Below are 25,936 nucleotides of genomic sequence, written 5' to 3'. Positions count from 1 at the left end.
TGACGCACCGATGCGGTGCTTGATAGCCAGGGTTGCCGACATGCGCAAGGTTATCCATGGTCTGTCGATCCCTGGCTGAGCAATTCGACATGGGCGAAGATGGCCGTGTGATTGATCGAGCAGGTCTGGCGGAATTTCTCGTACACCGCCGCAACGCACTGCAGCCGGAGGACGTCGGACTCCCGCGTGGGCAGCGCCGCCGAACGACTGGCTTGCGCCGGGAGGAGGTCGCGGCGTTGTGTCATATGTCGACGGACTACTACTCGCGCCTGGAGCAAGAACGTGGACCGCAGCCCTCAGAACAGATGATCGCCTCGATAGCTCAGGGGCTACATCTCTCTCGGGACGAGCGCGACCACCTGTTCCGGCTTGCCGGACACCAACCGCCAGTTCGCAACTCGTGCAGCGAGCACGTCAGTCCCGGCATTCTGCGCATCTTCGATAGGCTCACTGACACCCCTGCTGAGATCGTTACTGAGCTCGGTGAGACCCTGCGTCAGACGCCACTGAGCGTCGCGCTCCTGGGCGACCTGTGCAGGCACAGCGGAGCGTCGCGAAGCAGTGGGTACCGGTGGTTCACCGACCCGACCGCACGTGACCTTTATCTACGCGAGGATCACGAGTTTTACTCTCGCATGTACGTTTCGGGGCTCAGAGGCGTACTCACTCTCCGGGGCTCCGAGTCGAAGGCGGCCCGGTTTGTGGAGTTACTCATGGCCGAGAGCGCGGAGTTCCGCAGCCTGTGGAAGCAGCACGAGGTCGGCGTCACGCCACGAGAGATCAAGCGCTACCAGCATCCGGAGGTCGGGCTTCTGGAACTCCACTGCCAGATCCTGATGGACCCGTACGAGTCGCACTCGCTCTTGGTCTATACGGCAGTGCCGGGGAGCGAAAGCTACGAGAAGCTCGAACTGCTCTCGGTTATCGGCGCGATCCCGTCCGGCTGACTAACAGCGCCTACTTCGTGATCGATGGGCCGCTGCACTAGATCAACGAGCCGGGCGTAGAGGAGGGTGAGCGAGGCTAAGCCGTAGACATCAGTCGCACACGTCCGTGGGTTCGGACTGCGCTGCTCGCTACCCAAGGATTTCTAGAATGTCGAGCTGTCGTCTGGGCCCAGCACGAAACCGTGTGGGGCCCTTGAGGTTGACTCGCCAGGTCGCGGGACGGTGTCGACAACACAGGCGGTCATCGCCTGGTCAACCGCGCACGTACCGGTCCACACCCCGCGGGTGAACACGACCTTGCTACCAGCCGGCAACAGTTTCGCCTGCCCAGGACCGGGCGGAGAATTGCCGAACTTACCGGCTTCCAGATAGCTCGCGGTCACGCTGCTGTAGCTGCTCCCCGGAATCGGCCCGGTGCACGTCGCGATGTCCCACATTCCCCGAACGTTGATCACCACACTGCAGTTCTGGCCGGCGGGAGTGCTGAACTGCACGCTGCTCACGGCACCGTTGTATCCGCTGGTCGGGATCGCGACCGTGTAGTCGGGCGTGTTCACCGCGGTGTACTGATCCAGATCCGGTAATTGCGGTTCAGCGACGGCAGGCGGCGCCAATGACAAGCCGCTAACTGCCAGTGCTCCGATACATCCCAAGGCCCGAGCGGACGCCATTCCGCCAGGTTAACAGCATGCGCCAGCCGTTCGAGCTCGGCGACGACATTGCCACGGCTGAGGAGGAAGATGGTTGGCACGTCGGGCGTGATAGCGAACGCGAAGTCGACGTCCGGGCTGATTGGAGCGGCGACTGGCCCCCGGCTACCGGTGTTCGACAAGCGAACTCAGGGTACGGGGACGCCGTCCTTGAGGAAGTACAGACCCGCGACGGATCCGTCCGGGTGGACAGTCAGCCGGAACTGGCCGGGTGCGCGCTCCATCTGAAGAGGAATGTTGACCACGGTCAGCTCGCCACGCTTGACGTCGTGGGGATCACCGTGTGACTGGTATGCGCCCAGCAGCTCCTGGTAGGTAATCCATGCTTGCCCCAGAGCCGGAGCCGACAACGTGTCCGCCATGGTTTGGTCGAAATGGGCGGTGGCAGCTGCATTGTCACCCTGCACGATATGGTCCAGCGTTGCCAGTGCCAGTTGGTCCGGACTACCGGCAGGGCTTGCTGTTCGAGTGTCCCCCCGGCCACAGGCAACCGCACTTACGGCAAGAGCACCCACCACCGCCAGTGTCACCAGAGCGCGAAGCCGGGAGCTTCGGAGCGCTCGTGCGTATCGCATAGGCCTGAAGATACTCCCGTCGACCTTGACTCGATCAACCGTGTACACAAGTTCTCCTACTGCGTGGTCGCGTGATCGGTAGTCAGCGGTCCATCTCCGGTATCAACCAGGAAGACTGCGAGTAACTCGGCAGGTTCTGTGGCGCTGGCATTTTCGCCGATCGTGTGGTGCGCGCCGGGGTCTTCGTACCAGGTTTCGCCGGCGTGATACACCCGGGACGGCCGACCCTCGACTTGGCTGCGGATCGCACCTGAGATCACGTACGCCATGATGAACGCTGACTTCGCATGACGGTGAGCCATACTTTTTGTGCCCGGCGGATAACTCACGGTCACTGATATCAAGGACTTTCCAGGCACATTGGTCGGCCAATCGAACACCTGGCGGACAACGGGGTCATCGCCCACGTTCCGCGGCGAAGGTTGGGCGCAGGCCACGGGCACGAGCATCACGGCGGCGCTCAAGGCAGCAAGCAGAGCTTTCGGAGCCATGTGCGCCTCCGCTCACCATTAGCCGCAGCGCCGCCACGTCCCCCGGAGCTGCCTCCGAGGTTCCAGCGCGTTGTCGAGCCCCCTCCACCCACGTGCGATCTTTCTAAACCGTCTCGTAAATACGCCGTAATACGTTTCCGATTTGTTATCGGTTTTCAGCAGATTGACAACTTTCGCGTAGCCTCCATTCAGCAATGGAGAGTAATTTACCCTTTGAAAAATGCTCGCTTTGAGCAAAACAACTTGTTGCCGGCCGTCGGTATCGCACCTAATATCGGCAATATGCCAACATTTGATGTGAATGCCGTGGACTGGGACGAGTTATACAGGGGCGAAGCGGTTTATGCGCCTGGTGATCCGGGGTGGAATATCGGCGAGATGCAACCCGAAATAGCAGCTCTACACCGGCAAGGTCGATTTGAGAGCCCGATCCTCGATTCTGGGTGCGGGGTGGGGTTGACCTCGCTAAAGCTGGCCGGTCATGGGTACCAAGTCGTGGGTCTCGATCTATCTGGCAGTGCGATAGACAAAGCGCAGAGAGCGGCCGCCCAGCTTGGCTTGGATGCTATTTTCAATACAGCTGACCTGACCGCAGACACCGGCTACCACAATTATTTTAATACCGTCATTGATGGCCTTGTATTTCACTGCCTACCCGATGAGCTCAGAGAAAGCTATGTGCGATCACTGGCGCGAGCGCTCAGGCCCGGCGGCAAGTTCTTTGCACTTGTTTTTGCGACCGAGGCCTTTCCGCCAGATGCCGAATTCGGGCCCCGGCCGTTCACCGAACAGCAGCTGCACAGCATCGTGGGGCGGCACTTGGTCATCGACGAGATCCGGCGCGCACGAGCATGGGTGAATGTTCCCAGCCAGTTGCCCGAAGGCTTCGAGTATCGCGGTGTGACGATCGGCTCCGACGGACGCGCCCAGTTACCGGCCTGGTTGGTTTCTGCGCACCGCAGCCTCTAGCTGCATGGAACTTGCCCATTGAGCACACAGTTCAACGGTGGTGTGTAGGAACCGCTCAGCACGCCCCGTAGACCGCCGGTGGCCGAACCTCCTGGCGCGATGATGCGATTCCAGTTCGCGGGACTCAGAACGTAGTGGGTACCAGATTGCGTCACACTGCTGCTCCACGTATGCCGGATGGACTCTCCGATCGGCAGGTCGAACTCGAGCCGCCAATCGGAGAGCGGCACCGTGCTCAAGTTGGTGATCGTGAAACTAGCGATGAAACCGGTCTGCCACGTCGATGTCACCGACAACGTCGCCGCCGCCGCGGCCGCGTGAGCTACCGGCACAATGGGGAGTGCGAGACCAGCAAGTATCGATGCCGACACGGTTACGTGAAGGGCTGTGCGCCAGCGCTTCACGTAACCGACAAGTCCCGCCATAACAGCCAACACTAAAGCCACGCGGCGGAGGTAGGCCCCCGCATCGCGGGTAAGACGCAGTACCTTTGCCCAACTGAGACCGTTGCGACATCACTGGATGGGCCAGGCAGTGGGCCGGTAGTAACTGATCCGGGGCACGTGGCGGGTGTCGCTGCAGTAGAAGGGCTGAGTGCCGGGGGCCGGTACGGCCTCGGTATGGCAGTCGATCCGGATCTCCCCTGAGATCCAGTCGATCTCGTCCGCCGCGTCTTCAAGAACGGGGACTACCCAGTCGGCAAGCGTGCCGGTCACGAGTGACTTGTTCGGCACCTGATGGAGCGAAGGATCGCTCCACTCCCCAATGTTCCGAATCCGGTTGCCGATTCATATGCTGCTGCGCCGAACTACTGTCAGCCATTGGCTATCAGGCTCGACCTCTGGTAAGGTCAAAATGGTTGATTTTCTTAGTGACACGCTCGCGAAGATTTTCCGCGGCGGACACATACCCAATCTCCGTGACTTTTGCCGGTTGCTTTGATTTCGCGTACCTCCGCAAGACCCAGGGTCGAATGTCGGCCCCGCAATTAGACACTCAGGAGAGTAATCGCATGGCTCAAGGCATCGTGAAATGGTTTAACGCCGAAAAGGGATTCGGATTCATCACCCCGGACAACGGCAACAAGGACCTGTTCGTTCACTTCTCGGCCATCATCGACAAGGGCGGATACCGCAGCCTCAACGAGAACGATCGCGTCAGCTTCGAAGAAGAAGCCGGCGATCGCGGCCCTCAGGCTGTCTCAGTGCAGACCGTCTAAAGTTCCTACAGCGCGAGAAAAATGCGCCCGGCTGGCCGTCCAGATACCCTGGCCGGCCAGCCTTTCTACTTGCTGCCCAGGCTATCTCACCTGCCGACTCAACGCTCGTGCGGCGCTCGATGAGATTGTCCCCTTGCGACGGCATCTTCGACCGCCCGCGAGAAGCCTCACGTGAAGGTGCGGCGCCCAAGCTCGGTGAAATCGACCTCGACCTCGTCGCCGTCCCGCTCGACCTCGCAGTAACCCGTACTACGCAGCTCGTGCAACGCCTCCCAAGGCGGCTCTTCGTCAGGCAGATGCCAGCCGATCGCCGTGGGCCACTCACGATCGTGATGGTGATCAACGAGCTGGTCAACCACAGAGGCGGCCTCAGCGCTGAGCTGAACGGGCTCGCGGTCTTCGCTTCGCCTCCGTGAGAACCATTTCATGGCAGCAGTTTACGAGTCGCTTCGGCTAACGCGATACGCCCTTGGCGGATAGCGCCGTCGAGCGGTAGCTCCAATCTGAAAATTACTCGCGGGCCGACGGAGGAACGCACGATTGAGCGAGTTCGCCGGGCCGTGCTGATCCCCGGACAGTGCCACTTCCCCCACCGCGTGAACGCCATTGACTTGGCACTCGCAGGCGGTCGCCGCGCAGCTGTTAGCGTGGCGACCGTGAACTCCTTGCGCGTGTACCCGTCCGTCGCACTTGCCGCCTGCGCCGCCTCATTCGTTGTGACGCTGGCCGCGTGCGGCTCCGACACGGAGGCCAAGTCAGCACCCGCCGACCCGCCCGCCGCCACCACCGGGTGCCCCACGGCGGCGCCACAGAACTCCGGCACACCTGAATGGACGCTGTCGGGAAGCACCGGGAACGTCGCCGTCTCCGGCTCCACGGACACCGCGGCGCCGAGTGTCAACGTGACCGCGCCATTCAGCGTGGCCGAGACCCAGGTGCACACGCTCCAGGCTGGATCCGGACCGATCGTCGGAGATCTGGCCACGGTTTCGGTCTGCTACATGGGCGTTAACGGGCGCGACGGCTCCGTGTTCGATAGCGCCTATACGCGTGGCACGCCTGCCCAATTCCCGCTTAATGGGGTGGTACCGGGATTCAAGAAGGCCATCGCGGGGCAACATGTCGGGTCGACCGTCGCCGTCGCGATGGTCCCCGCTGACGGCTATCCCTCCGGGCAGCCCAGCGCCGGTATCCGGCCGGGAGACACACTCGTCTTCGCGATCAAGATTCTCAACGCATCAAACTGACTTAGCGCGCCGGCTCCGGTGCCGTCGACTGCGTGTTCTCGACGGCACCGAACGCGGCCACACTCACCGCCGAGACGACCGCAACCACGAACGCCACGGCCACAAGCCAGCCCAATCCCGGGCGCGCGCCGTCGCCCAACAGCAGTACACCGGTCACACCGGGTACGACCGTCTCCCCCACAACCAATGCCGCGGCCGCGCCGTTCACCGAACCCACTTGCAGCGCAACGGTAAACAGGTAGAAGCCGCCCACCCCCGCGAGAATCACCGCGTAGGCGACGGGATCGGACAACAGGACCTTCACCCGTAGCGGATCGAGCCCGTCAAGCACTCTGACCGCAACAGACATTGCGCCATAAAGAATCCCGGCCAACAACCCCGCAGTAATCGCGGCGCGTGAGCCCAAGACACGAATGAGGCCCAGGCCGGTGAGCAGCACTGCCACCGATGCGATCAACACACCCCAGTGAACCGATGGCGTCGCGAAATCCTCGCCACGAGGACCGGCAGTCAACGCCAGCACACATAGCGACAGCAATACGGCCGAGATGGCGAGCCAGTCCCGTCGTTGCAACCGCACACCGAGTACGGCGATACCGAGCACCGCGGTGACCGCCAGGTTCGCACTCATGATCGTCTGGGAGAGAAACAGTGGAATCAACCGCGCCGACACCAGGGTGCCCGCGAATCCGACGAGATCGAGAACCATCCCGGCGATGAATGCCGGCGTCAGCATCGCGGCGATTGTGGAGCTTAGCGACGGTGCACCATTACCGGAGCGCCCGTGAACATTCGTCGCGGATTGGCGGGCACCGTATCCCTGGAGGACGGACGCGGTTCCGTACCCCAGGCATGCCAGCACGGCCGCCGCGATACCGATCAGCATGAACGAGCGCTGTCACTGCGGGCTGTCGTCGACATCGGTCGATTCTATTGGCAGCAGCTGGGATCCAGGACCGTGCACAACGCGGTCAGCGCATCCGGAACCGGCCGGTGATAGACGTTCATTCCGCGGCGGTCCGATTCCACCAACCCGGCTTTTCGCAACTGATTCATGTGGTGACTAACGGTTGACTCGGTGAGTCCGAGGATGCCCGCGAGGTCACCGCTGATGATCTCTCGCATGGGCGCGCCAAAGAGCTGGGACATGATCTTGACCCGCACCGGGTCCGCGAGCGCCTTGAGCCGCAGCGCGACTTCCAGGGCCTGTTCGTCGCTCATCGGACCGGCCGCCACAGGTGCGCAGCACACGGGAGCGGTGGTATCTACCACGGGAAGAGCCTTGGGCATGCTTCCAGCATCCCGAATGCTTTGACATATGTCAAAGACATGGCACACTGGGCGCATCCGATAAGTTCGATAAATATCTCATTAGTTCCGGAGGTGAACCGGTGTCCCGCGTACAGCTGGCTCTCAATGTCGACGACCTCGATGCGTCAATCGACTTCTATTCAAAGCTTTTTGGCGTACAACCGGCCAAACGTAAGCCCGGATATGCCAACTTTGCGATCGATTCCCCACCGCTGAAGCTGGTGTTGTTGGAGAACCCGGGCCACGGCGGCACGATCAACCATCTCGGGGTACAGGTCGAATCCAGCGAGCAGGTCCACGCCGAGATCGGCCGATTGACCGATGCAGGCATGTTCACCGAAGAAGAGATCGGCACCACGTGTTGTTTCGCAACACAAGACAAGGTGTGGGTCACCGCACCTGATCGGGAAAAGTGGGAAATCTACACAATTTTGGCGGATTCGGACACATTCGGCACCAGTCCCGAACTCCTCCCCGAAGACGACGGCTGCACATGCGGGCGTCCTGAGTGAGTACGCCACAGAGATTATCGATGCTGGACCGGTTTCTGCCGGCATGGATCGGACTCGCGATGGCAGCCGGACTGCTGCTGGGTCGCTGGATCCCTGGGCTGAACAGTGTGCTGGAAAGAGTTCAGGTCGAAGGGATCTCGCTGCCGATCGCGGTCGGGCTACTCATCATGATGTACCCGGTATTGGCCAAGGTGCGCTATGACCGCCTCGGTGCCGTCACCGCCGACCGCAAGCTGCTGATCGGCTCGCTGGTCTTGAACTGGGCGCTCGGCCCGGCGTTGATGTTCGCGCTGGCCTGGCTGCTGTTACCAGATCTGCCCGAGTATCGCACCGGGCTTATCGTCGTCGGACTGGCACGGTGCATCGCCATGGTGATCATCTGGAACGACCTTGCGTGCGGCGATCGGGATGCGGCGGCCGTCCTTGTCGCCCTGAATTCGATGTTTCAGGTGCTCATGTTCGCGGTCCTGGGTTGGTTCTATCTATCCGTCCTGCCCGGTTGGCTGCATCTGCCGCAAACCGTCATCGCCACGTCGCCGTGGCAGATCGCCAAATCTGTACTCCTGTTCCTGGGGATCCCGCTCGCGGCTGGATATCTCTCCCGCCGTATCGGCGAACAGGTCAAGGGGCGCACGTGGTATGAAACACGATTCCTGCCGATCATCGGCCCCTGGGCACTGTGGGGACTGTTGTTCACCATCGTGATCTTGTTCGCGCTCCAAGGCGATCAGATCTCTTCTCGGCCTTGGGATGTTGCACGTATCGCAGTGCCTTTACTCGCCTACTTCGCGATCATGTGGGGTGGCGGATACCTCCTCGGCGCTGCCCTCAGGCTGGGCTACCCACGCACCACCACGCTCGCGTTCACCGCTGCCGGTAACAACTTCGAACTCGCCATCGCTGTGGCGATCGCCACCTGGGGCGCCGCCTCCGGCCAGGCCCTAGCCGGTGTCGTCGGCCCCCTGATCGAAGTACCCGTGCTGGTCGCCCTCGTATACGTGTCCTTGGCGCTGCGGCGCCGCATTACACATGCCCCTCAACCGGATTCGATCGACACTGCAGGCCAGAAGGTGACCCAATGACCCAAGACAAGCCCACTGTGCTCTTTCTGTGCACGCACAACGCGGGCCGCTCCCAGATGGCACTTGGATTCTTCACGCATCTAGCCGGCGACCGGGCGGTTGCCTGGTCGGGCGGCTCAGAGCCCGGAAAAGAAATCAACCCCGCCGCGGCCGCAGTCATGGCCGAGCTCGGCATCGATATCACCGGCGAGTACCCGAAACCGTGGACCGAAGAGATCGTGCGAGGCGCCGACGTCGTCGTCACCATGGGCTGCGGCGACACCTGCCCGTACTTCCCCGGGAAACGTTACGAAAACTGGGAGCTGCCCGACCCTGCCGGCCAGCCCCTCGAAGCGGTGCGCCCCATCCGGGACGACATCGAACAACGCGTCCGCCATCTGCTCGCCGAGCTCAACGCCGACCGCTAGGCGGCCATAATGATCCGGAGCGCCGCGGATACTTCGTCCTCCTTCGGAGAATCAAGCAGAGGCATCTGCGCCGCCAGACGCATGATCAACCGCGCCAGACTCCTGTTCGTACGAGCCGGCACCATAAGAATCCGCACCGTCCGATGCTCACCTCGAAGCGTGACCACCCAATGGAACGGACGATTGGTGAGCGACGGAGGCATCGCCGCCGACCTCATGCTCGACCGAGGCGACCCCGCCTTCCAGTTCAGCGACACCTCGCTGACCCCGCCGATGTGCCCGGACAGCTCTTCCACCAAAGGGGAGAGTTCCCGCGCGATGAATCCGTCGTCTTGCGGCCACCACGCTCCGTTCATCCTGCCGGTCTTGCGCGGACCTAGCGTGAAGCGAATGGGAGGGCCGGGGTACTCAGCCTGTGTCATGCGTACTTCCTTGTTGCTCAGTGGGACTCAAACAAACGAAATCCGTATGAGCCAAACCAGTCGGCGCTCGGACATGCCACGGCGATAGTTACGTCACGGACACTACTCGCCTTTTCATGGACTCGGAGGAGGTGACTTGTAAATATCTGGTGCTCAACGACTTTCGATCCACCGGGATGGCAATCGATCGCCACCGTCGGCGAATACGCGCCATGGTCGGCCGCACGCAGAGGGACGGTCACGGAATGCTCTCAATTAGACGAGTAATCGCTGTACATGCCTGCGGGGCATCCAGGCATGCTAGATTTCTGTAACTGCTGGATACGGGTACTGCTAGTTGCGGTTTCTGTCTGGCCCCCACTACGAGGAAGTATTCATGCAGAAGGCCTTCACCGATCTGGAGCTGCTCCATGAGCTTGAGCCCGTGGTCGAGGCGAATGTCCATCGCCACCTCGGCGTCACCAAGGACTGGAACCCGCATGACTATGTCCCCTGGTCAGAGGGCAAGAACTACAAGGCACTAGGCGGCCAGGACTGGGATCCTGAGCAGTCCAAGCTCTCCGAGCTGGCCAAGATCGCCATGATCACCAACCTGCTCACCGAGGACAACCTGCCCTCGTATCACCGCGAGATCGCCATGAACTTCACCATGGACGGGCCGTGGGGCACCTGGGTGAACCGCTGGACCGCTGAAGAGAACCGCCATGGCATCGCCATCCGCGACTATCTGGTGGTGACCCGTTCGGTGGACCCGTTCGAACTCGAGAAGCTGCGCATTGCGCAGATGACCAGCGGGTTCTCCCCTGGCCAGAACCGCCAGAACATACCGTTCTCCGAGAGCCTGTTCGACTCGGTGGTGTACGTGACCTTCCAGGAGCTGGCCACCCGCGTCTCGCACCGCAACACCGGTAAGGCCTGCGCCGAGCCGATCGCCGATGAGCTGCTCAAGCGCATCTCCACCGACGAGAACCTGCACATGATCTTCTACCGCAACATGGTGACAGCCGGCCTGGAAATCGCCCCGAACCAAGCAGTCAAGGCTGTCCACAAGGTGCTCGATAACTTCACGATGCCCGGCTACACAATTCCGGGATTCCGCCGCAACGCGGTCACCATCGCCACCGGCGGCGTCTACGACCCGCAGTCACACCTCGACGAGGTGGTGCTGCCGGTGCTGCGCAAGTGGCGCATCTTCGAACGCGACGACATCAACGGCGAGGCCGAGTGGTACCGCGAGGACCTGGCCCGCATCGTCAGTGACCTCAAGAAGACCTCCGAGGACTTCGAGGAAGTCAAGGCCAAGTACCTGGAGCGCCAGGCCAAACGCGCCGAACGCCAAGCCGCCAAAGTACTGGTGTAGACGGACGGATTACGCGTTCGCTACCGCGCTGCCTTGTGTGGCCGACGAAGCGTTGCGCTTCGGTGCCGTCCGATAGTGCGTCAGATAGATCATTACAGCTCGGGCGGTTTTCACGTACGTCAACGGTGGCACCTTTGTGTCAAGTCGGGTCTAGTAGACGTCTCGCAAATACCGCTTACTGGCGACCAGTTCGCGCTTGTAATCGTGGGTACCCTCGGCCGAGAGCCTGCCATGTTTTTCAATGATTGATGTCAGTGCGGTGTCGACGTCTTTGGCCATCCGGGATGCGTCGCCGCACACATAGAGGTGGGCGCCGTCTTGCAGCCATGCCCAGAGCTCGGCGCCGTTGTCCACCATCTTGTGCTGCACGTAGACCCTGTCCTTCTGGTCGCGAGAGAAGGCGACGTCAAGCTTGGACAGAAAGCCGTCATCGGCCATGGTGGACAGATCGTCTCGATAGTAAAAGTGTTGGGCCGCATGCTGGTCGCCGAAGAAGAGCCAGTTACGGCCGGTGTGGCCGAGCGCGCGACGCTCGTGCAGGAATCCGCGAAACGGTGCGATCCCGGTTCCCGGGCCAATCATGATCATCGGAGTCCGCGACTCCTCCGGGGGCCGGAAATGCGGGGACTTCTGCAGAAACACGGGAACTGGTGTGTCATCGGCGCGGTCGGCAAGGAACGTCGAGCACACACCCCCTCGTTCGGCGCCGCCAGTCCCCCGGTACCGGACCACGGAGACCGTCAACTGAACCTCATGCGGGCTGACCAGAGGGCTGGACGAAATCGAATAGCAGCGGGGGGTCAACCGCACCAATACGTCCTGCCACTGCTCGGCGGAGACGCGTACCGGAAATTCTTGCACGGCGTCCACGCCGCTGCGGCCAATCACCCATGATGCAAGGTTCTTTCGTGCTTCATGGAGATCCTTGACCGCTGCCGTGTTGGTGCTGTTGTCGGCGAGGAAGCTCAGCAGATTCGGGGTTATCCGCCCGATGTCGTAGGAGTATGTCAGCGCATCGCGCAGGGTCTGTTCTACACCGTCGACCTCGACGATTTCGTCGGCACGCAGCCCTGTGCCGGAGAGCCACGCGTCGACGGCGCCGTCGCAGTTGGTCGGGCAGACCCCGAGTGCGTCGCCAACACTGTAGGCGACGCCATGCTCGGAGATGTCGAACCCGAAATGTCGCACCTCTTTTGAGGAGGAACGCGGTGTCAGCACGGTGTTACGGGTCAAACGGGCCGCGACGGGACTGTTGCGGGTGAACGGTTCGGGTGCGCCAGTGCTCGACGGTCGAGGGCTCGCGGCGGGGACCGCCGCCGGGGTGACCGGCCCCTCCTGGGTCGTGATCAGATCCGTCACCTGACGTGCCCATTGCGCTAGAGGCTCGTCATCGTAGATCTCGCAGTCCATCCGGTCCATCAGACGGACCGCGCCCAGACTTGCCAGGCGTTCGTCGATGGATTTGGCGTGCCCGCAGAAGTTCTCGTAAGCACGATCACCAATTCCCAAGACCGCGAAGCGGATCCCAGACAACTGCGCATCCGATGCATGCAGGCGGTCCCAGAAGTCGGCGCCGTTATCAGGAGGGCCGCCGTCTCCGAACGTGCTCGTGACGACCAGGACGTCGGTGGCCGCGGCGAGATCAGCCATCCCACAGTCGTCCATGTTCACGATCCGCGGCGGCGCACCCGTGGAACTAAGCTGCGCGGCAAGGTTGGTGGCATAGTCCTCGGCGTTGCCCGTCTGGGATGCCCACAGCACCAACGGCATGGGCCGTGTGGCAGGTAGCGGTGCGGCGAGCGGGCCAGGCGCCGAGTCGCCGGTACGGGAGTACATTCCCGCCAACGCTCCGTCGACCCAGAGCCGGACCAGATCACTAACGGGCGCCCCTGCGGGCAAGACGGGAACTCCCTCTCCTCCCCGCTCCAGAGTGGTGAAAAACCCAGCCAGGTAGACCTGTTCGCTCTCGACCAGATTGGGCACGGGCTGCGGTGCCAGGTCGAGCGCTTCTGCGACGGGGTGCATGGATGTTGCCTCCGGTCGATCGGGTTGCTGGACGACCGCGATGGGCCGCATCCTGACCGCACACACTTTCAGCTCAGGCTGCAGCGAGTCGGGGTCCACGGCATCGCTCGTCAGTGCGTTGATAGCGAGGTACTCGCCATGCTCGTCGTTCCAATGGAAAGGTACGAAGCAATTGCCTGGCCGCACACGGTCGGTGATGAGGGCGGGCAGCACAGCGCGCCCGCGCCGCGAGTGCAATTCGACCGGTTGGCGGTCAGCGATGCCCAGTTCGGCGGCGTCCTCTGGATGGATTTCGACGAAGGGATCACTGTTGAGCTTGTTGAGCTTGGCCACCTGCCCCGTTTTGGTCATGGTGTGCCATTGATGTTGCAGGCGGCCCGTGTTCAAGATGAACGGGTAGTCGTCGTCGGGCAGCTCGCGCGCATCCATGTGCGGGCGTGGGTGAAAGACCGCCCGGCGCGACGGGGTCGCGAACGCCAACCGCGGTTGATGTCCGGCGGCGTCGACGAAAAGACTCTGGCTGACACCGTCGTTCAGGTAGCGAATCGGGTGCCGATCGTTCGCATCGTCTGGGGGGCACGGCCATTGCAATGGAGTCTCGCGCAGGCGCTCGTAGCTGGCACCGCGAAGGTCGTAGCCCGTCTTTGGATTCCAGAACCGGCGAATCTCATCGAACACCTCCTCACTGGACGCATAGCTGAACTGCTCGCCGAATCCCATGGCCGTGGCGACTTGGCAGATCAACTGCCAATCGGGTCGGGATTCACCCATCGGGCCGATCGACTGCTGGAGCAAGGTGAGGTTGCGTTCCGAATTGATCATCACCGCGTCGGCTTCTGCCCACAAGGTGGCGGGCAGGACGATATCCGCGTAGCGGTTTGTGGCCGTGGCCGCGTAGGTGTCCTGGGTAATGACCAGTTCCGCGGTCTCCAGCCCGGTGATCGTGGTGCCCCGATTTGCCACTGTTGCAACAGGATTAGTGCAGATGATCCAACACGCCTTGATATTTCCTGCCGCCATGCTGTCGAACATCGCGATGGTTCCCGGGCCCACCTCGGTTCGGATGGTCTGCGGCGCCAGGCTCCACTGCTGTTCCACGAACGCTCGGTCGTCGGCGCTGACCACGGATCGCTGGCCGGGCAGGCCCGGACCCATGTAGCCCATCTCCCGTCCACCCATGGCGTTCGGTTGACCGGTCAGCGACATGGGGCCACTTCCCGGACGGCAAATCGCGCCGGTCGCGAGATGAAGATTGCAGATCGCGTTGGTGTTCCAGGTGCCGTGCGTGCTCTGGTTCAAACCCATGGTCCAGCACGTCATCCACTCGCCGGCCTGCCCGATCATGGCGGCGGCAGCACGGATATCAGCTTCGGGGATACCGGTGATCTCGGCTACCACCCCGGGCGGATAGTCGGCCAGGAACTCGGGCATTGCCGCCCAGCCCTCGGTGTGTTCGGCGATGAACTCCTCATCGATATCGCCGGACTTCACCAGAAGATGAAGCAATCCATTGAGAAGCGCCAGATCAGTACCGGGGTTGATCTGCAGGAACAAGTCGGCTTTGTCGGCGGTCGCGGTGCGCCGCGGGTCCACGACGATCAATTTCGCGCCGGCCTTCAACCGGTCGGCCATCCGAAGAAACAGAATGGGGTGGCAATCAGCCATGTTTGCGCCGATGACGAAAAACACATCAGCGCTGTCGAAGTCGGTGTACGAACCCGGTGGGCCGTCCGCTCCGAGCGACTGTTTGTACCCGGTGCCGGCGCTCGCCATGCAAAGTCGTGAATTGGACTCGATGTGCACAGTACGGATGAATCCCTTGGCCAGCTTGTTGGCCAGGTACTGTGCTTCGATCGACATCTGACCTGATACGTACAGCGCGATCGCATCGGGCCCGTGCTCGTCGAGTATCGAACGCAGCCGCTGACCAGCTTCGGTCACTGCGACATCCACCGGCGTCTCGACAAGCTCCGCACCACGGGAGGGCCGGACCAGCGCGGTCTTCAGACGACCGTCGACCGCCTCCATCAACTCGGCATGGGTAGCCCCCTTGGTGCACAGGCGGCCGAAATTGGTCGGGTGAAGCTTGTCGCCCGACACCCGTGCGATAACCGGGCCCCCAGGACCGGGCTTCGTCTGGACCTCGATACCGCAGCCCACACCGCAGTACGAGCACGCGGTACGCGTCGTACCCATCTCCCCTGGAGTGGCCATGTCACCACAGTGACCCGGATGTGTTTCCCCATCGTTTCCGTGGACATTATGGAAAAGAAAAACCCACCTCACAGTGCGGCCAACGCTCCTGTAAGCCTCGGCCGACCGCTCGGGACCGGACGCGCCCAGTGCGATCGGGCGCCGTCTACGACAGAATCGGGTGGACTGGCCGATGAGAGGACAACGAATGACGGATTGGGATGTGGTCGGCCGGGCGAACTATGTGTCGTTGACGAGCTACCGCAAAGACGGTGCGGCGGTATCCACGCCGGTCTGGATTGCTCCCGCCGATGGCAAGCTCTACTTCTTCTCGGAGGTCGCGGCGTACAAGATCAGACGTATTCGGCGCAACCCAGCGGTGACGTTGCAGCCCTGCGGTATTCGAGGGCAGCTCATCCCCGATGCACCGGTGGTGGCGGGCATCGCGCGCGTCCTGGACTTCGATGACACTCGCAGGGTCCGCAAGATCGTCAATCAGAAGTACTGGCTGTTGGGGCCGTTGAGTGAATTTGGAGTCTGGATCACCCGTCGTCAGCAGGCATCGGTGGCCATCGAGATCTCCCCGGGCCCCGAGGCCCCGTAGCTGAGCTACGCGTTTATCTGAGCTCCGGTTTCTACTCGAGTGGCAGAAGAGCCGTATCCAAAATCCATCTGTCCGCAGCGTACGGATAAGCAATGCGAAGCAGCTTCGCCGAGCAAATCTGTTTCAGGAATAGTTATTGCCACGGGACCCGCACGGAATCGCATTCGGTCGCCGCGACGCATCCCTATGCGTCTCAGCCCCTCCGGATACTGCTTTGCAATAGCTCGACAGCAATGAATCAATGCGTACCGCGAGATTCTTGCCGCTTGCCCTCACCGTGGTGAGCCCAAACAGACATATCCGCTGCTATCGGCCATTGTGCACCGCCGCGGACGCAAGCAGGTAAAGCGTGATGGGGAACCAATGGAATTCGCTCGTTCGATCTCAGAGAAGCCGGAACAATTCGCAAACAACTTGAGCACTTGCGGTCTGAAGATTCGTCCCGCGAGGTAAGCCGGGTGCCACTCGGGATTGTGCAGTATGTTCATTCGCAAAAGTAAACACACAGCATCGGCGCCTCGGGGAATTTATGAAGCTTGAGCAGGTATTTGATCGACAACACAATGCGCTGACGCTGTGGCGTCTCATTCTCGCGATCGGCGTGGTCTTCTACCATTCCTGGCCCCTTACCGGCCGCGAGATTGCCTACGAGCCGATCGTGCGGCTGCTCAGTAATATTTTTGCCGACGGATTCTTTGCCATCTCAGGTTTCCTCATCACTGCCGCGTGGATGCGTCGCCCGTACCTGAAGGAGTATTGGGCCTCACGCGTTTTGCGTATTTTCCCCGCACTATGGGTGTGTCTGCTCGTAATCGCCTTCGTGATCGCTCCGATCACGGCCAAGGTCCAGAACACGCCGATTTCGTTGTCGGCAGAGCTCGGATACGTCATCAACAACGCGCTGCTCAACGTGGCGTACATCGGCATCGACGGCACTCCCGCCGATGTGCCGTTTCCGGGGGTCTGGAACGGATCTATCTGGACCCTTTTCTTCGTTCTGCTCTGTGACGTAATGGTCTCCGTCCTTGGCTTCCTGGGACTTCTGAAGCGCCGTTGGGTTATTCCCACTCTGTTCGTCTTGGCGACAGTCTGGGCGGCTTACGTCTCCTACACCCCGCCGATGTTCAGCTGGCCACAGATGTTGGCCCGGTTCTTCGTCGTTTTCCTCGCGGGCGCGATGTTCTACCAGTACCAGGACCGGATACCGGCCCGCTGGTCCTTGGTCGTGCTCAGCGCCGCCATTGTCATGGCTTCCGGATTTACCCAGAACTATCGAGTCATCGGTGCCCTACCCCTGGCGTACGCCATCATCGTTTCGGGTGCGCTGATCCGTAGAGCTCGGCTGCGCAACGATCTTTCGTATGGCGTGTACATCTACGCATTCCCTATCCAACAGATGCTTGCCAGCTTCTGGCTTGTCCGCTTGAACCCTGTTGTGTTCTTCGTCATCGCCACAGCGGCCACCTTGCCGGTAGCCGCATCGAGTTGGTTCGTGGTGGAAAAGCGGGCCACCGAGCTCAAAACCCGGATCTTCCGCAGGTCCCCCACACCGGCCGCGGCGCAACGGCCGGTGACGCCGTAACGGCGCCACCAGTTGCATTGGGGTTCAATGAGGTTGCCAGCCGGATCGAAGTGTTCATGTGAATGGCAGACCACTGCGCGATCTTGGTGCTAGCTTCTGCTCTTGTGTCCCCCTTCGCGCCTCGCCTCATCGTCGAGCCGGACGACGGCCTGGAACCGGTTCGTCAGTTCATTGAGAGCGCAGAAACATCGCTTCTCATCAAACAATTCACCTTCACCGAGGAAGGCTTGATCGACGCCGTCATCGCGCGGCGTCAGGCGGGTGTCGACATTCGAGTGATGCTCAACCCGCAGCGATCCGGGGGCGATCGCGCCAACGACGACACCTTCGGCAGGCTCACCACGGCCGGGGTGAACGTCGCCTGGTCTAGTCCGAAATTCTATGTGACGCACGAGAAATCGATAGTCGTCGATGGCAAGGCCGCACTGGTGGCCACCTTCAACCTATGCGAGAAATACTTCACACGGACACGCGACTACGGCGTCATCACGGTCGTGCCCAGTCATGTCAAACAGATCGTCGAAGTGTTCGAGGCCGACTGGGAACACCACGACTGGGTACCGTCACTCTTCGACGGCCTGCTGTGGAGCAATGCGAACTCCCGGTATCACATGGCGGAATTCATCGACGCGGCTGAGCAGCGGCTCGACATTCAACATCCGAAGTATGTCGATGCTGTCATCTTGGACCGTGTTGCCGCGGCAGTGGACCGGGGTGTCAGGGTGCGCGTGCTGTGTGGGGGCAGGCACGGCATCAGTGAATGGGACATTCTGGACACGTTCGCATCGCTGCGGACATTGCGTCGCATCGGAGTGAAGGTGCACAAGCAGAAGAACCTGAGGGTGCACGCCAAATTACTCATCATCGACAACACCCGGGCACTGGTGGGCTCGATGAACATCGATCGCAGCGCCTTCGACCTGCGTCGTGAACTTGGGATCACCATCACCGACCCACCCGTGGTTGCCCGGCTGAAAGACGTCTTCGACACCGACTGGGATCTCTCCCATCAGTACGACCCTCCGGATCCGCTGGATTCACGTCAACACTATGAAGACGACTTCCCACACGATCCGGAACTCATGCATGAGTAGCGGTGACAACGATCCCCCGTTGCCACGGGTGTCCCTCTTTCGCTTGGCGTGGACGTTCAACCACATAGCGCTGGCCTCGTTCGGAGGTGGTTTGTCGGCGTGGTCGCGCGAGGTGCTCGTCGTCGAGAGGAAGTGGCTGGGCGAGGAAGAATTCCTGTCCGCGATGACGATGTGCCGAATCCTGCCGGGCGCCAACCAGATCAACATGGCCGTATTCGTTGGCACCAAGATGCGCGGTGCACTGGGCGCCATCGCGGCCGTCGTCGGGCTCTGCCTGATACCGCTGGTTCTGGTGTTAACGGTGTCGTACTTCTACTTTCGCTTCAAAGAGGTACCCGCCGTCAAGGGCGTACTGCATGGCGCTTCCGCCGCCGCCGTAGCGCTCACCCTGGCGATGGTGATCAAGACCGGACAGAAGTGCCTCACCAGCCTGATCCCGGTGCTCCTGTTCGCCGCCAGCTTCGCGCTCAACGGACTGATGCGCTGGCCCCTGCTGGCGACACTCGCACTCCTTGCCCCGCTGGCCCTCTTCTGGGCGTGGCCCAGGAAGGCGGCCGCGTGAACACCTACTGGCAGCTGGTGGTGTTGTTCGGATCGCTGTCACTGATGTCCATCGGCGGCGGTAATGCGGTGCTGCCGGAGATGCACCTGCGCTCAGTGCGCGACGAACACTGGCTGACCAATTCGCAATTCGCCGACATCTTTTCGATCTCCCAGACCACACCGGGCCCTAGCATTCTGATCGTGGCGATGGTCGGGTATGCCGCGGGCCTTCCTGTCGGTGGCATCGCGGGAGGCATCCTCGGCGGAGTCATCGCGACGGTCGCCATGGTGTTTCCCGCCGCCTCCCTGGTGTATGCGGTAACGCGATTCTGGCAGCGGGCACAGAAGTCGAAATGGCGCACCGCCGTTGAGAGGGGCTTGGCGCCGCTGACAGTCGGGCTCATCCTGGCGACCTCCCTGGTGATGAGCCGAGCCGCGGATCACGACTGGCGTGCCTACACGGTCACCGGAATCTGCACCCTGATCTTCGTCTTTACGAAGACAAATCCGTTGATCGTGGTCGCCGCGGCCGGAGTGCTCGGCTATCTAGGTCTTGTCTAGTACCAGATCAGCGCCAACCGAAGCCGGGTCCACCAAACCCGACCCCGAATCCGTCGTCGCCCGGCCACATCCACGGCGTCGTGAGCTCATCGTCATCGGTGCTTTGGGTGCAGGCGGCGTCAGGGCCCAGACCTCCCGAGAACTGACACTCGGGCTCACCCCGAGCCGGCGTGGCAAGAATCAGCATCGCCGCCAATGCTGCTGTGGCACATGCGCTGTAACGCATTTCCATCCCCCTCCTTCGTCGCAATAACGTGCGGGGTTGGCATGAGATTAGCACCGCAATCGCGGCGCGGTAGGCCATCGAGTGAGGTATTCGAGTGCCCTGATCTGCGACGCTACCTCCGCTTGCGACAATGGCTGCATGGTTGAGCAGAGCCTCTGGATGCAGAAAGTCGCGGCCAATCCGAACCATTCGCATTGGTACATTGAGCGGTTTCGCGCCATGGCGCGTGAGGGTGCGGATTTGGCGGGCGAAGCTCGCTTTGTGGACGCGATGGTTCCTCGTGGCGCCCGGGTCCTCGACGCCGGGTGTGGCTCCGGCCGGGTGGGCGGGTTTCTGGCGGCCGCCGGTCACTGCGTGGTCGGCGTCGACGTCGACCCGGTGCTCATCGAGGCGGCCGAGCAGGACCATCCCGGTTCACGGTGGATCGTCAGCGATCTCGCCGACCTCGACCTGCCGTCGGCCGGTATCGCCGAGCCATTTGACGTCATCGTGTCAGCGGGCAATGTGATGGCGTTTCTCGCCCCGAGCACACGGGTTCAGGTGTTGAAACGCCTGCGCGGACACCTCGCGGAAGATGGCCGCGCGGTGATCGGCTTCGGCGCCGGCCGTGACTACGAGTTCGCTCGATTCCTCGACGACGCTGCCGAAGCAGGTCTCGCTCCGGACCTCCTGCTGTCCACCTGGGACCTGAGGCCCTTCACCGATGACTCGGACTTTCTCGTCGCACTGTTGCGAAGGGACAACACCCCGCATGAGCTCTGAAGCCATCGTTCGAAGCAAGTCACAATCGTTGGTGCTCGTGACCATCGCCTATCTCATCGCCGTGGGCGTGGCCGCCGGCTGGCTCATCTGGGGTCCAGGTACCGGCCGCATGTGGCTGGACACGTTGATCGCCGATGTGCTGGCCACGGTGGTGATATTCGTCTTCAGCAGGCTGTACCGCAATTCGAGCTTCTACGACGCCTATTGGAGCGTGATACCCCCGCTGCTGCTGGTCTACTGGTGGAGTCAGTCCGGGGTACATGAGTTGCGTTGTTGGCTCATCGCGATGGTGATCGCGCTGTGGGCAGTGCGCCTCACCGCCAACTGGGTGTATTCGTTCCCTGGTCTGCACCATGAGGATTGGCGCTACCCGATGCTGCGCGCCAGCGCCGGCCGATGGAGCTTCCTGGCCGATCTGGTCGCCATCCATCTCATCCCCACACTGCTGGTCTTTCTCGGGATGGTGCCGGCGTATGTCGCGGTAACGCGCCCCGTCGGCGACCTGGTCTGGCTGACGACGATCGCGTGTCTGGTTGGCCTCGCGGCTGTAGCTCTGGAGCTGGTCGCCGATGTGCAGATGCACCGCTTCACCGGCAACCGTCGTCCCGGTGAGGTGATGGACCGCGGCCTGTGGTCATGGTCTCGGCATCCAAACTATTTCGGAGAGTTCAGCTTCTGGCTCTCCCTAGCACTCTTCGGTATTGCGGTCTCCCCCGCTGATGCGTGGTGGCTATGCCTCGGCGCCGCGGGCATGTTGGGGATGTTCCTGGGCTCGAGCATCCCGATGATGGAGCAGCGCAGCCTGCAGCGGCGGCCCGAGTACCGAGATGTCATCGCACGGGTATCCCGATTTGTGCCCCGCCCTCCACGGAAATCGGCGTGAGCCGCAGACGGGTCCTTATCGCCGGGCTCGGCGACAGCGGCCTGCTCACGGCGATCCGGCTCGCCCGCCACAGCGATGTTGTCGGAATCTCCGCCAAACCCGGGTTGGTCAGTGGCCAAGAGTTAGGGATACGGCTTTCACGCCCCGACGAATGGGCACGGAACTACTGGGTGCCGTTTGACCGGTTCCACAGACTGGACCGTGTCCGTACCGTGCATGCCCGGCTCACCGGCGTCGACTTCAGCGCCCGAACAGTTTTCGCCCACAGCAGTAACGGCGTATCGCTTGCGGAACCATACGACACTTTGGTCATCTCGACCGGTGTCAGTAACGGCTTCTGGCGACAGTCCACACTGCAGTCCAATGTCGAGGTCGCTGCGGAGCTGCGCGCGGCGCACCTGCGACTGGCCGCGGCGGGCACGGTAACCGTCATCGGTGGAGGAGCAGCCGCTGTGAGCAGCGCGGCCAACATCGCGATCACATGGCCCAACCTGCGTGTCGACCTGTATTTCCCTGGTGAGCGTGCGCTCACACAGCACTCGCCGCGAGTATGGCACCGGATTCGGCAGCGGCTCAACGACCTCCGCGTGGGGCTGCACCCCGGACACCGTGCACTCATCCCCGAAGGATTCACCGGCAACCGAATCACCAGCGAGCCGGTTGAATGGAGTTCCGGGCAGCCGCCGGTCTCCTCCGATGCGGTGCTGTGGGCGATCGGCCGGGTCCAACCCAATACAGAATGGCTGCCCGACGAGGTACTCGACCAACACGGATTTGTCCGTGTGACGCCACAACTGCAGGTTCCCGGCTACCCCGACGTCTTCGCCGTCGGAGACGTCGCGGCCACCGATGCGCTACGCACCTCGGCTCGCAATCGAGCTGACCGGCTGGTGGCTCACAATGTTCGCGCCGGAGTATCCGGGCGGCCTTTACGTACCTACCGCCCACCCAGGTACCGGTGGGGCTCGGTTCTCGGCGTACAGCCCGACGGGCTGGAAGTCTTCGCCCCCTCCGGTCACGCCTTCCGCTTCCCCGCGTGGTCGATCGAGCGCGTACTGCAACCCTGGATCATCAAACGCGTTATCTACCATGGCATCCGCGACAACACGGCGCCGCCGTCGGGCGTCGGCACACTCAAGCCTCTCCCGAAGGATTGACCGCATGAACATCGGCAGCACGATCGTGATGGGCGCATGTGCCGGGCTGGCGACACTCGCCGCGGCGTGCGGGTCATCTACCCCCGTGTCCGAACGTGAGCCGGTGAGCCGCACCGACTTACAGCGCCATGATCTGAGCATCCCGGGCCGCGAGGCACTACAGACACGTGTCGATTTTCAGCCGGGAGCCACGGCTGCCCGCCACAAGCATCCCGGCGAGGAGATCATCTACGTGCTCAAGGGCACGCTGGTCTACGACATCGACGGTCAGGGTTCACAGAGCGTCACCGCCGGAGATGTCCTTTTCGTCCCCGCCGAGACTTTCCATTCCGTTCGCAATGTCGGTGATGACGAAGGTTCAGAACTGGCAACCTACATCGTCGACAAGGACAAGCCGCTCTTGGTACTGGCTAAGTAGGCCGGTCAGTGCTTGATCTCGTGACGGATCTGGCCGTCCATCATCGTCATCGTGACCGTCGCCTTGTGGATGTCGTGTGGGTCTCCCTCAAGGATGTTGCGGTCGAGCACGATGAGATCGGCGAGCTTGCCGACCTCCACCGAGCCGACCTTGTTCTCCATCCGGATCTGGTGCGCGGCACCCAGCGTATTGGCCTGCACCGCCTGCGCCGCCGACAACTTCTGGTCGGTGGGGCCGAGCACCGCGGCATTCGGGTCACCGATCAGCTGACGGGTCACACCGATCTGGATTGATTCGAGTGGCTTGTAGGTGGAGAAGTACCCCGCCGCAGGCCAATCCGTTCCCAGTTACACTCTTCCGCCGGCGTGCAGTATGTCCTGGATCCGGTAGAAGTTGTCCTTGCGGGGCGCGCCATACCGGGCAGCCAGATTGACCACGGTGTCGGGGTCGGCGGAGAACCAGTTCGCGGACAACTGGGCTCCAACCCCAAGCTTGGCAAATCGGGCGTTGTCCGCGTCATCGACATAGATCAGGTGCGCGATTGTATGCCGGCGGTCCCGGGCGGGATTCTTGGCGATCGCCGCCTCAAACGCATCCAGTGCCGCCCGCACCGTGCGCTCCCCGCACGCGTGCACATGCATGTCGATACCCGCAGCATCAATCTGGCCGACCAGCTGGCCCCACTGCTGCTCGGTGAACGGTGACGTTCCGATCGAATCGGGTTTGTCCGCATAAGGATCGAGCAACCAGGCGGTGTAGCCGCCTTGGGTGCCGTCGCCCATGATCTTGATCATCCCCACCTGAACGAGGTCGCTCGCGATCTCGTCACGAGTCTGGGTGAACATCGCTACCGCATCATCGAAGGGAGGCGCCTTCACAACATAGGACGCCACCACGCGGAAGGTAACGCGCCCCTGCGCTCAATGTCGTTGTACAGCCGCGGTGGAGCGCTCTCGGTGTCGACGTGCGCGAGCATCCGATTCGTTTCGGTGAGCACCTCACCGCTGCACCATAATTCGCGAAGGCAGGATTCGCATTTCTCTCCGATCATTTCGGTCGCGCCGAAGCAAGCGCAGCCACGGTGAGGGAAGCGGGATGATTCGGATACCGCGAGGCGTGGGGCGTTAATCTCGCCTACGCAACCCGGCGGGACATGCGATACCCGGCCGCGAGCAGTAGAAGCCACACCGCACCGACGATGAGCGCAACGCGGGTATCCGCACTGAAGCCCAGCAGGATCATGACGAAGACCAGAAATCCGGTCGCGAACACCTGCAGGTACGGCCAGGCCGGTACCGGAAAGCTCGGCCCTGACATATCGCCGGCGCCCGTTTCCGATCGGAACCTGAAGTGGGACAGAAGGATCATCAGCCAGACAAAGATCGTTGCAAAGGTGGCAACCGAGGCGATGATGACGAAAACACGTTCCTCTATCGCATAGTTCAACACCACGCCGATGAGCAAGGCCGCCGTCATGACGACCACGGTCATCCACGGGACGCCGTTACGCGATACCCGCCGCATGATCGCGGGTGCCTGTCCTCGCTGAGCCATGCCGTAGATCATTCGTCCAGCGGCGAAGACATCACTGTTGATCGCCGACAATGCGGCCGTCACCACAATGACATTCAGGACGGTCGCCGCTGACGTAAGCCCCAACCCCTCGAATATCTGGACAAACGGGCTGCTGTTCGAATCGATGGAGCGCCAGGGATTCAGGGACATGATGACGGCGAGCGTCAAAACATAGAAAAGCATGATGCGTATGGGAACTGTGTTGATGGCCCGGGGAATCGTGTGCGCCGGGTCCTTAGCCTCACCCGCAGTGATTCCGATGATCTCGGTGCCTCCGAACGCGAACATCACGATCATGAAGCTGCCCAAGAAGCCTGCCAACCCGTTGGGAAAGAAGCCGCCGTCATTCCACAGATTGGCGATACCGTGCTGCGCCTCATGCCCGGTAGATGTCCCCCACAGCAAGATCGCGATGCCACCACCGATCATCGCCACAATGGCAAGCACCTTGACGAGGCTGAGCCAGAACTCGACTTCCCCGAACACCTTGACGCTGAGCAGATTTATCGCACCGATGAAGAAGATGATCGAGAGGACCCAGATCGAGCGTGGCACGCCCGGGAACCAGAACCCCATGTACACACCGAACGCGGTGACATCGGCCAGGCAGACGACGACCATCTCCAGGGCGTACGTCCAGCCGGTGAGAAATCCGGCCAGCGGGCCCATGTATTGCGTCGCGTATTCGCCGAATGATCCGGCGACCGGGCTGCGCACCGCCATCTCCCCCAGCGACCGCAACACGATGTAGATGACGGCCCCGCCCAGCAGGTAAGCCAGCAGAACCGAGGGGCCCGCCTGCCTGATCGCTTCGGCCGATCCGTAGAACAGACCTGTCCCGATGGCCGAACCCAATGCGATGAAACGGATGTGGCGAGCGGAGAGCCCTCGCGTCAGCGTCTCCGGCGTGCTGTTCACAGGGCGAACTCCTATCGCGTGGCGTATTCGGGGTTGTGAGATAACCGGGAAGTTAGCTGAGTTTAGGTGCTCTGCCACTGCCCGCGAGCATCGGAGCTGATCGACCTGACGCTGTGACTCCCATGTGGCAGGAGAATCACGCT

The 25,936-nt window shown here is 61.9% G+C and carries 28 protein-coding genes and 2 pseudogenes; 17 read left to right on the top strand and 13 right to left on the bottom strand.

The window, feature by feature from the left end; genetic code table 11:
- Positions 1-107: 107 nt before the first annotated feature.
- Positions 108-947 carry a helix-turn-helix transcriptional regulator gene (locus BB28_RS12515; protein WP_064393595.1) on the top strand — a complete coding sequence of 280 codons (840 nt, stop codon included), beginning with the start codon at positions 108-110 and terminating at the stop codon, positions 945-947.
- Between the two features lie 143 nt (positions 948-1,090).
- Here BB28_RS12515 and BB28_RS12510 read toward each other — a convergent pair whose 3' ends face one another.
- The 3 genes from BB28_RS12510 to BB28_RS12500 all read right to left on the bottom strand — a co-directional run bounded on the left by BB28_RS12510 (position 1,091) and on the right by BB28_RS12500 (position 2,723).
- Entirely contained in the window at positions 1,091-1,618 is a 528-nt protein-coding gene (locus BB28_RS12510; RefSeq protein ID WP_046253709.1) for a hypothetical protein, read from the bottom strand.
- A gap of 167 nt (positions 1,619-1,785) precedes the next feature.
- Positions 1,786-2,232, bottom strand: coding sequence for a DUF3887 domain-containing protein (locus BB28_RS24595; RefSeq protein ID WP_081252257.1), 447 nt, complete (start codon positions 2,230-2,232; stop codon positions 1,786-1,788).
- 56 nt (positions 2,233-2,288) lie between these two features.
- Complete coding sequence (locus BB28_RS12500) at positions 2,289-2,723, bottom strand: cupin domain-containing protein (RefSeq protein ID WP_046253708.1); 435 nt, start codon at positions 2,721-2,723, stop codon at positions 2,289-2,291.
- A gap of 282 nt (positions 2,724-3,005) precedes the next feature.
- On the opposite strand from BB28_RS12500, the gene BB28_RS12495 reads away from it, so the two are divergent.
- A complete protein-coding gene (locus tag BB28_RS12495) occupies positions 3,006-3,692 on the top strand; it encodes a class I SAM-dependent methyltransferase (RefSeq protein WP_046253707.1) in 687 nt (228 codons plus the stop codon).
- Here BB28_RS12495 and BB28_RS24590 read toward each other — a convergent pair.
- Together BB28_RS24590 and BB28_RS12485 are read right to left on the bottom strand one after the other, a co-directional pair.
- The gene (locus BB28_RS24590; RefSeq protein ID WP_046253706.1) at positions 3,689-4,117 is read right to left on the bottom strand and encodes a cellulose-binding domain-containing protein; all 429 of its coding nucleotides are present in this window, start codon (positions 4,115-4,117) and stop codon (positions 3,689-3,691) included. The genes BB28_RS12495 and BB28_RS24590 overlap by 4 nt on opposite strands.
- 90 nt (positions 4,118-4,207) lie before the next feature.
- A complete protein-coding gene (locus BB28_RS12485) occupies positions 4,208-4,408 on the bottom strand; it encodes a hypothetical protein (RefSeq protein ID WP_126315398.1) in 201 nt (66 codons plus the stop codon).
- Between the two features lie 296 nt (positions 4,409-4,704).
- On the opposite strand from BB28_RS12485, the gene BB28_RS12480 reads away from it, so the two are divergent.
- Positions 4,705-4,911, top strand: a complete 207-nt coding sequence (locus BB28_RS12480) for a cold-shock protein (RefSeq protein ID WP_046255780.1) — start codon at positions 4,705-4,707, stop codon at positions 4,909-4,911.
- A gap of 167 nt (positions 4,912-5,078) precedes the next feature.
- On the opposite strand, the gene BB28_RS12475 is transcribed toward BB28_RS12480, so the two are convergent.
- Positions 5,079-5,270, bottom strand: coding sequence for a hypothetical protein (locus BB28_RS12475; RefSeq protein WP_046255779.1), 192 nt, complete (start codon positions 5,268-5,270; stop codon positions 5,079-5,081).
- Between the two features lie 357 nt (positions 5,271-5,627).
- On the opposite strand from BB28_RS12475, the gene BB28_RS12470 reads away from it, so the two are divergent.
- Positions 5,628-6,158, top strand: coding sequence for an FKBP-type peptidyl-prolyl cis-trans isomerase (locus BB28_RS12470; protein ID WP_078284713.1), 531 nt, complete (start codon positions 5,628-5,630; stop codon positions 6,156-6,158).
- Between the two features lies 1 nt (position 6,159).
- Here BB28_RS12470 and BB28_RS12465 read toward each other — a convergent pair whose 3' ends face one another.
- Positions 6,160-7,044, bottom strand: a complete 885-nt coding sequence (locus tag BB28_RS12465; RefSeq protein ID WP_046253704.1) for a hypothetical protein — start codon at positions 7,042-7,044, stop codon at positions 6,160-6,162.
- 44 nt (positions 7,045-7,088) lie between these two features.
- Positions 7,089-7,448 carry an Rv2640c family ArsR-like transcriptional regulator gene (locus tag BB28_RS12460; RefSeq protein ID WP_046253703.1) on the bottom strand — a complete coding sequence of 120 codons (360 nt, stop codon included), beginning with the start codon at positions 7,446-7,448 and terminating at the stop codon, positions 7,089-7,091.
- Between the two features lie 101 nt (positions 7,449-7,549).
- Between BB28_RS12460 and BB28_RS12455 the strand changes: the two genes are divergently transcribed.
- The 3 genes and pseudogenes from BB28_RS12455 to BB28_RS12445 all read left to right on the top strand — a co-directional run.
- Entirely contained in the window at positions 7,550-7,981 is a 432-nt protein-coding gene (locus tag BB28_RS12455; protein WP_046253702.1) for an ArsI/CadI family heavy metal resistance metalloenzyme, read from the top strand.
- 20 nt (positions 7,982-8,001) lie between these two features.
- Positions 8,002-9,063, top strand: coding sequence for an ACR3 family arsenite efflux transporter (gene arsB, locus BB28_RS12450; protein WP_046253701.1), 1,062 nt, complete (start codon positions 8,002-8,004; stop codon positions 9,061-9,063).
- Positions 9,064-9,068: 5 nt separating this feature from the next.
- Positions 9,069-9,470 (top strand): annotated as a pseudogene (locus BB28_RS12445) (arsenate reductase ArsC); the annotation flags it as partial.
- Here the strand turns inward: BB28_RS12445 and BB28_RS12440 are convergent.
- The gene (locus tag BB28_RS12440; RefSeq protein ID WP_046255777.1) at positions 9,467-9,826 is read right to left on the bottom strand and encodes a DUF5994 family protein; all 360 of its coding nucleotides are present in this window, start codon (positions 9,824-9,826) and stop codon (positions 9,467-9,469) included. The pseudogene BB28_RS12445 and the gene BB28_RS12440 sit on opposite strands and share 4 nt — an antisense overlap.
- Positions 9,827-10,268: 442 nt before the next feature.
- Between BB28_RS12440 and BB28_RS12435 the strand changes: the two genes are divergently transcribed.
- Positions 10,269-11,252, top strand: a complete 984-nt coding sequence (locus BB28_RS12435) for an acyl-ACP desaturase (protein ID WP_046253699.1) — start codon at positions 10,269-10,271, stop codon at positions 11,250-11,252.
- 150 nt (positions 11,253-11,402) lie between these two features.
- On the opposite strand, the gene BB28_RS12430 is transcribed toward BB28_RS12435, so the two are convergent.
- Entirely contained in the window at positions 11,403-15,491 is a 4,089-nt protein-coding gene (locus tag BB28_RS12430) for a bifunctional nitrate reductase/sulfite reductase flavoprotein subunit alpha (protein WP_046253698.1), read from the bottom strand.
- Between the two features lie 187 nt (positions 15,492-15,678).
- Between BB28_RS12430 and BB28_RS12425 the strand changes: the two genes are divergently transcribed.
- The 5 genes from BB28_RS12425 (at position 15,679) to BB28_RS12405 (ending at position 19,854) form a co-directional block, all read left to right on the top strand.
- The gene (locus BB28_RS12425) at positions 15,679-16,074 is read left to right on the top strand and encodes a PPOX class F420-dependent oxidoreductase (protein ID WP_046253697.1); all 396 of its coding nucleotides are present in this window, start codon (positions 15,679-15,681) and stop codon (positions 16,072-16,074) included.
- A 529-nt stretch (positions 16,075-16,603) separates the two neighbouring features.
- Positions 16,604-17,656 carry an acyltransferase family protein gene (locus BB28_RS12420; RefSeq protein WP_057966358.1) on the top strand — a complete coding sequence of 351 codons (1,053 nt, stop codon included), beginning with the start codon at positions 16,604-16,606 and terminating at the stop codon, positions 17,654-17,656.
- Positions 17,657-17,760: 104 nt separating this feature from the next.
- Entirely contained in the window at positions 17,761-18,750 is a 990-nt protein-coding gene (locus tag BB28_RS12415; RefSeq protein ID WP_064393593.1) for a phospholipase D-like domain-containing protein, read from the top strand.
- Positions 18,743-19,312: a chromate transporter gene (locus tag BB28_RS12410; protein ID WP_030097830.1), complete on the top strand. Its 570-nt coding sequence runs from the start codon at positions 18,743-18,745 to the stop codon at positions 19,310-19,312. The genes BB28_RS12415 and BB28_RS12410 overlap by 8 nt, the downstream gene beginning before the upstream one ends.
- Positions 19,309-19,854 (top strand): chromate transporter, encoded by a 546-nt coding sequence (locus BB28_RS12405; protein WP_030097831.1) that lies wholly within the window; start codon positions 19,309-19,311, stop codon positions 19,852-19,854. The genes BB28_RS12410 and BB28_RS12405 overlap by 4 nt, the downstream gene beginning before the upstream one ends.
- Before the next feature lie 7 nt (positions 19,855-19,861).
- On the opposite strand, the gene BB28_RS12400 is transcribed toward BB28_RS12405, so the two are convergent.
- Positions 19,862-20,080: a hypothetical protein gene (locus BB28_RS12400; protein WP_030097832.1), complete on the bottom strand. Its 219-nt coding sequence runs from the start codon at positions 20,078-20,080 to the stop codon at positions 19,862-19,864.
- A gap of 138 nt (positions 20,081-20,218) precedes the next feature.
- On the opposite strand from BB28_RS12400, the gene BB28_RS12395 reads away from it, so the two are divergent.
- The 4 genes from BB28_RS12395 to BB28_RS12380 are packed head-to-tail and all read left to right on the top strand — an operon-like array spanning position 20,219 to position 23,300.
- Positions 20,219-20,842 (top strand): class I SAM-dependent methyltransferase, encoded by a 624-nt coding sequence (locus tag BB28_RS12395; protein WP_057967736.1) that lies wholly within the window; start codon positions 20,219-20,221, stop codon positions 20,840-20,842.
- Entirely contained in the window at positions 20,832-21,725 is an 894-nt protein-coding gene (locus tag BB28_RS12390) for a DUF1295 domain-containing protein (protein WP_191985230.1), read from the top strand. Before BB28_RS12395 ends, BB28_RS12390 begins: the two co-directional genes overlap by 11 nt.
- Entirely contained in the window at positions 21,722-22,882 is a 1,161-nt protein-coding gene (locus BB28_RS12385; RefSeq protein WP_064393502.1) for an FAD-dependent oxidoreductase, read from the top strand. The genes BB28_RS12390 and BB28_RS12385 overlap by 4 nt, the downstream gene beginning before the upstream one ends.
- A 4-nt stretch (positions 22,883-22,886) precedes the next feature.
- Positions 22,887-23,300, top strand: coding sequence for a cupin domain-containing protein (locus BB28_RS12380; protein WP_064393501.1), 414 nt, complete (start codon positions 22,887-22,889; stop codon positions 23,298-23,300).
- 5 nt (positions 23,301-23,305) lie between these two features.
- Here BB28_RS12380 and BB28_RS12375 read toward each other — a convergent pair.
- Both BB28_RS12375 and BB28_RS12370 read right to left on the bottom strand, forming a co-directional pair.
- A pseudogene (locus BB28_RS12375) lies at positions 23,306-24,243 on the bottom strand (amidohydrolase); the annotation flags it as partial.
- A gap of 191 nt (positions 24,244-24,434) precedes the next feature.
- Positions 24,435-25,793, bottom strand: a complete 1,359-nt coding sequence (locus tag BB28_RS12370) for an amino acid permease (RefSeq protein WP_064393500.1) — start codon at positions 25,791-25,793, stop codon at positions 24,435-24,437.
- Positions 25,794-25,936 lie beyond the last annotated feature (143 nt).

The organism is Mycobacteroides chelonae CCUG 47445 (genome assembly GCF_001632805.1).
GTDB lineage: Bacteria > Actinomycetota > Actinomycetes > Mycobacteriales > Mycobacteriaceae > Mycobacterium > Mycobacterium chelonae.
This window is presented reverse-complemented; position numbering and strand designations above follow the sequence as displayed.

Coding starts and splice junctions, on each gene's coding strand:
- BB28_RS12500 (WP_046253708.1), bottom strand. CDS start 2,723: ATGGCTCCGAAAGCTCTGCTTGCTGCCTTGAGCGCCGCCGTGATGCTC.
- BB28_RS12380 (WP_064393501.1), top strand. CDS start 22,887: ATGAACATCGGCAGCACGATCGTGATGGGCGCATGTGCCGGGCTGGCG.
- BB28_RS24595 (WP_081252257.1), bottom strand. CDS start 2,232: ATGCGATACGCACGAGCGCTCCGAAGCTCCCGGCTTCGCGCTCTGGTG.
- arsB (WP_046253701.1), top strand. CDS start 8,002: ATGCTGGACCGGTTTCTGCCGGCATGGATCGGACTCGCGATGGCAGCC.
- BB28_RS12410 (WP_030097830.1), top strand. CDS start 18,743: ATGAGTAGCGGTGACAACGATCCCCCGTTGCCACGGGTGTCCCTCTTT.
- BB28_RS12510 (WP_046253709.1), bottom strand. CDS start 1,618: ATGGCGTCCGCTCGGGCCTTGGGATGTATCGGAGCACTGGCAGTTAGC.
- BB28_RS12430 (WP_046253698.1), bottom strand. CDS start 15,491: ATGGCCACTCCAGGGGAGATGGGTACGACGCGTACCGCGTGCTCGTAC.
- BB28_RS12395 (WP_057967736.1), top strand. CDS start 20,219: ATGGTTGAGCAGAGCCTCTGGATGCAGAAAGTCGCGGCCAATCCGAAC.
- BB28_RS12390 (WP_191985230.1), top strand. CDS start 20,832: ATGAGCTCTGAAGCCATCGTTCGAAGCAAGTCACAATCGTTGGTGCTC.
- BB28_RS12425 (WP_046253697.1), top strand. CDS start 15,679: ATGACGGATTGGGATGTGGTCGGCCGGGCGAACTATGTGTCGTTGACG.
- BB28_RS12495 (WP_046253707.1), top strand. CDS start 3,006: ATGCCAACATTTGATGTGAATGCCGTGGACTGGGACGAGTTATACAGG.
- BB28_RS12465 (WP_046253704.1), bottom strand. CDS start 7,044: ATGCTGATCGGTATCGCGGCGGCCGTGCTGGCATGCCTGGGGTACGGA.
- BB28_RS12435 (WP_046253699.1), top strand. CDS start 10,269: ATGCAGAAGGCCTTCACCGATCTGGAGCTGCTCCATGAGCTTGAGCCC.
- BB28_RS12440 (WP_046255777.1), bottom strand. CDS start 9,826: ATGAACGGAGCGTGGTGGCCGCAAGACGACGGATTCATCGCGCGGGAA.
- BB28_RS12420 (WP_057966358.1), top strand. CDS start 16,604: ATGAAGCTTGAGCAGGTATTTGATCGACAACACAATGCGCTGACGCTG.
- BB28_RS12400 (WP_030097832.1), bottom strand. CDS start 20,080: ATGCGTTACAGCGCATGTGCCACAGCAGCATTGGCGGCGATGCTGATT.
- BB28_RS12460 (WP_046253703.1), bottom strand. CDS start 7,448: ATGCCCAAGGCTCTTCCCGTGGTAGATACCACCGCTCCCGTGTGCTGC.
- BB28_RS24590 (WP_046253706.1), bottom strand. CDS start 4,117: ATGGCGGGACTTGTCGGTTACGTGAAGCGCTGGCGCACAGCCCTTCAC.
- BB28_RS12480 (WP_046255780.1), top strand. CDS start 4,705: ATGGCTCAAGGCATCGTGAAATGGTTTAACGCCGAAAAGGGATTCGGA.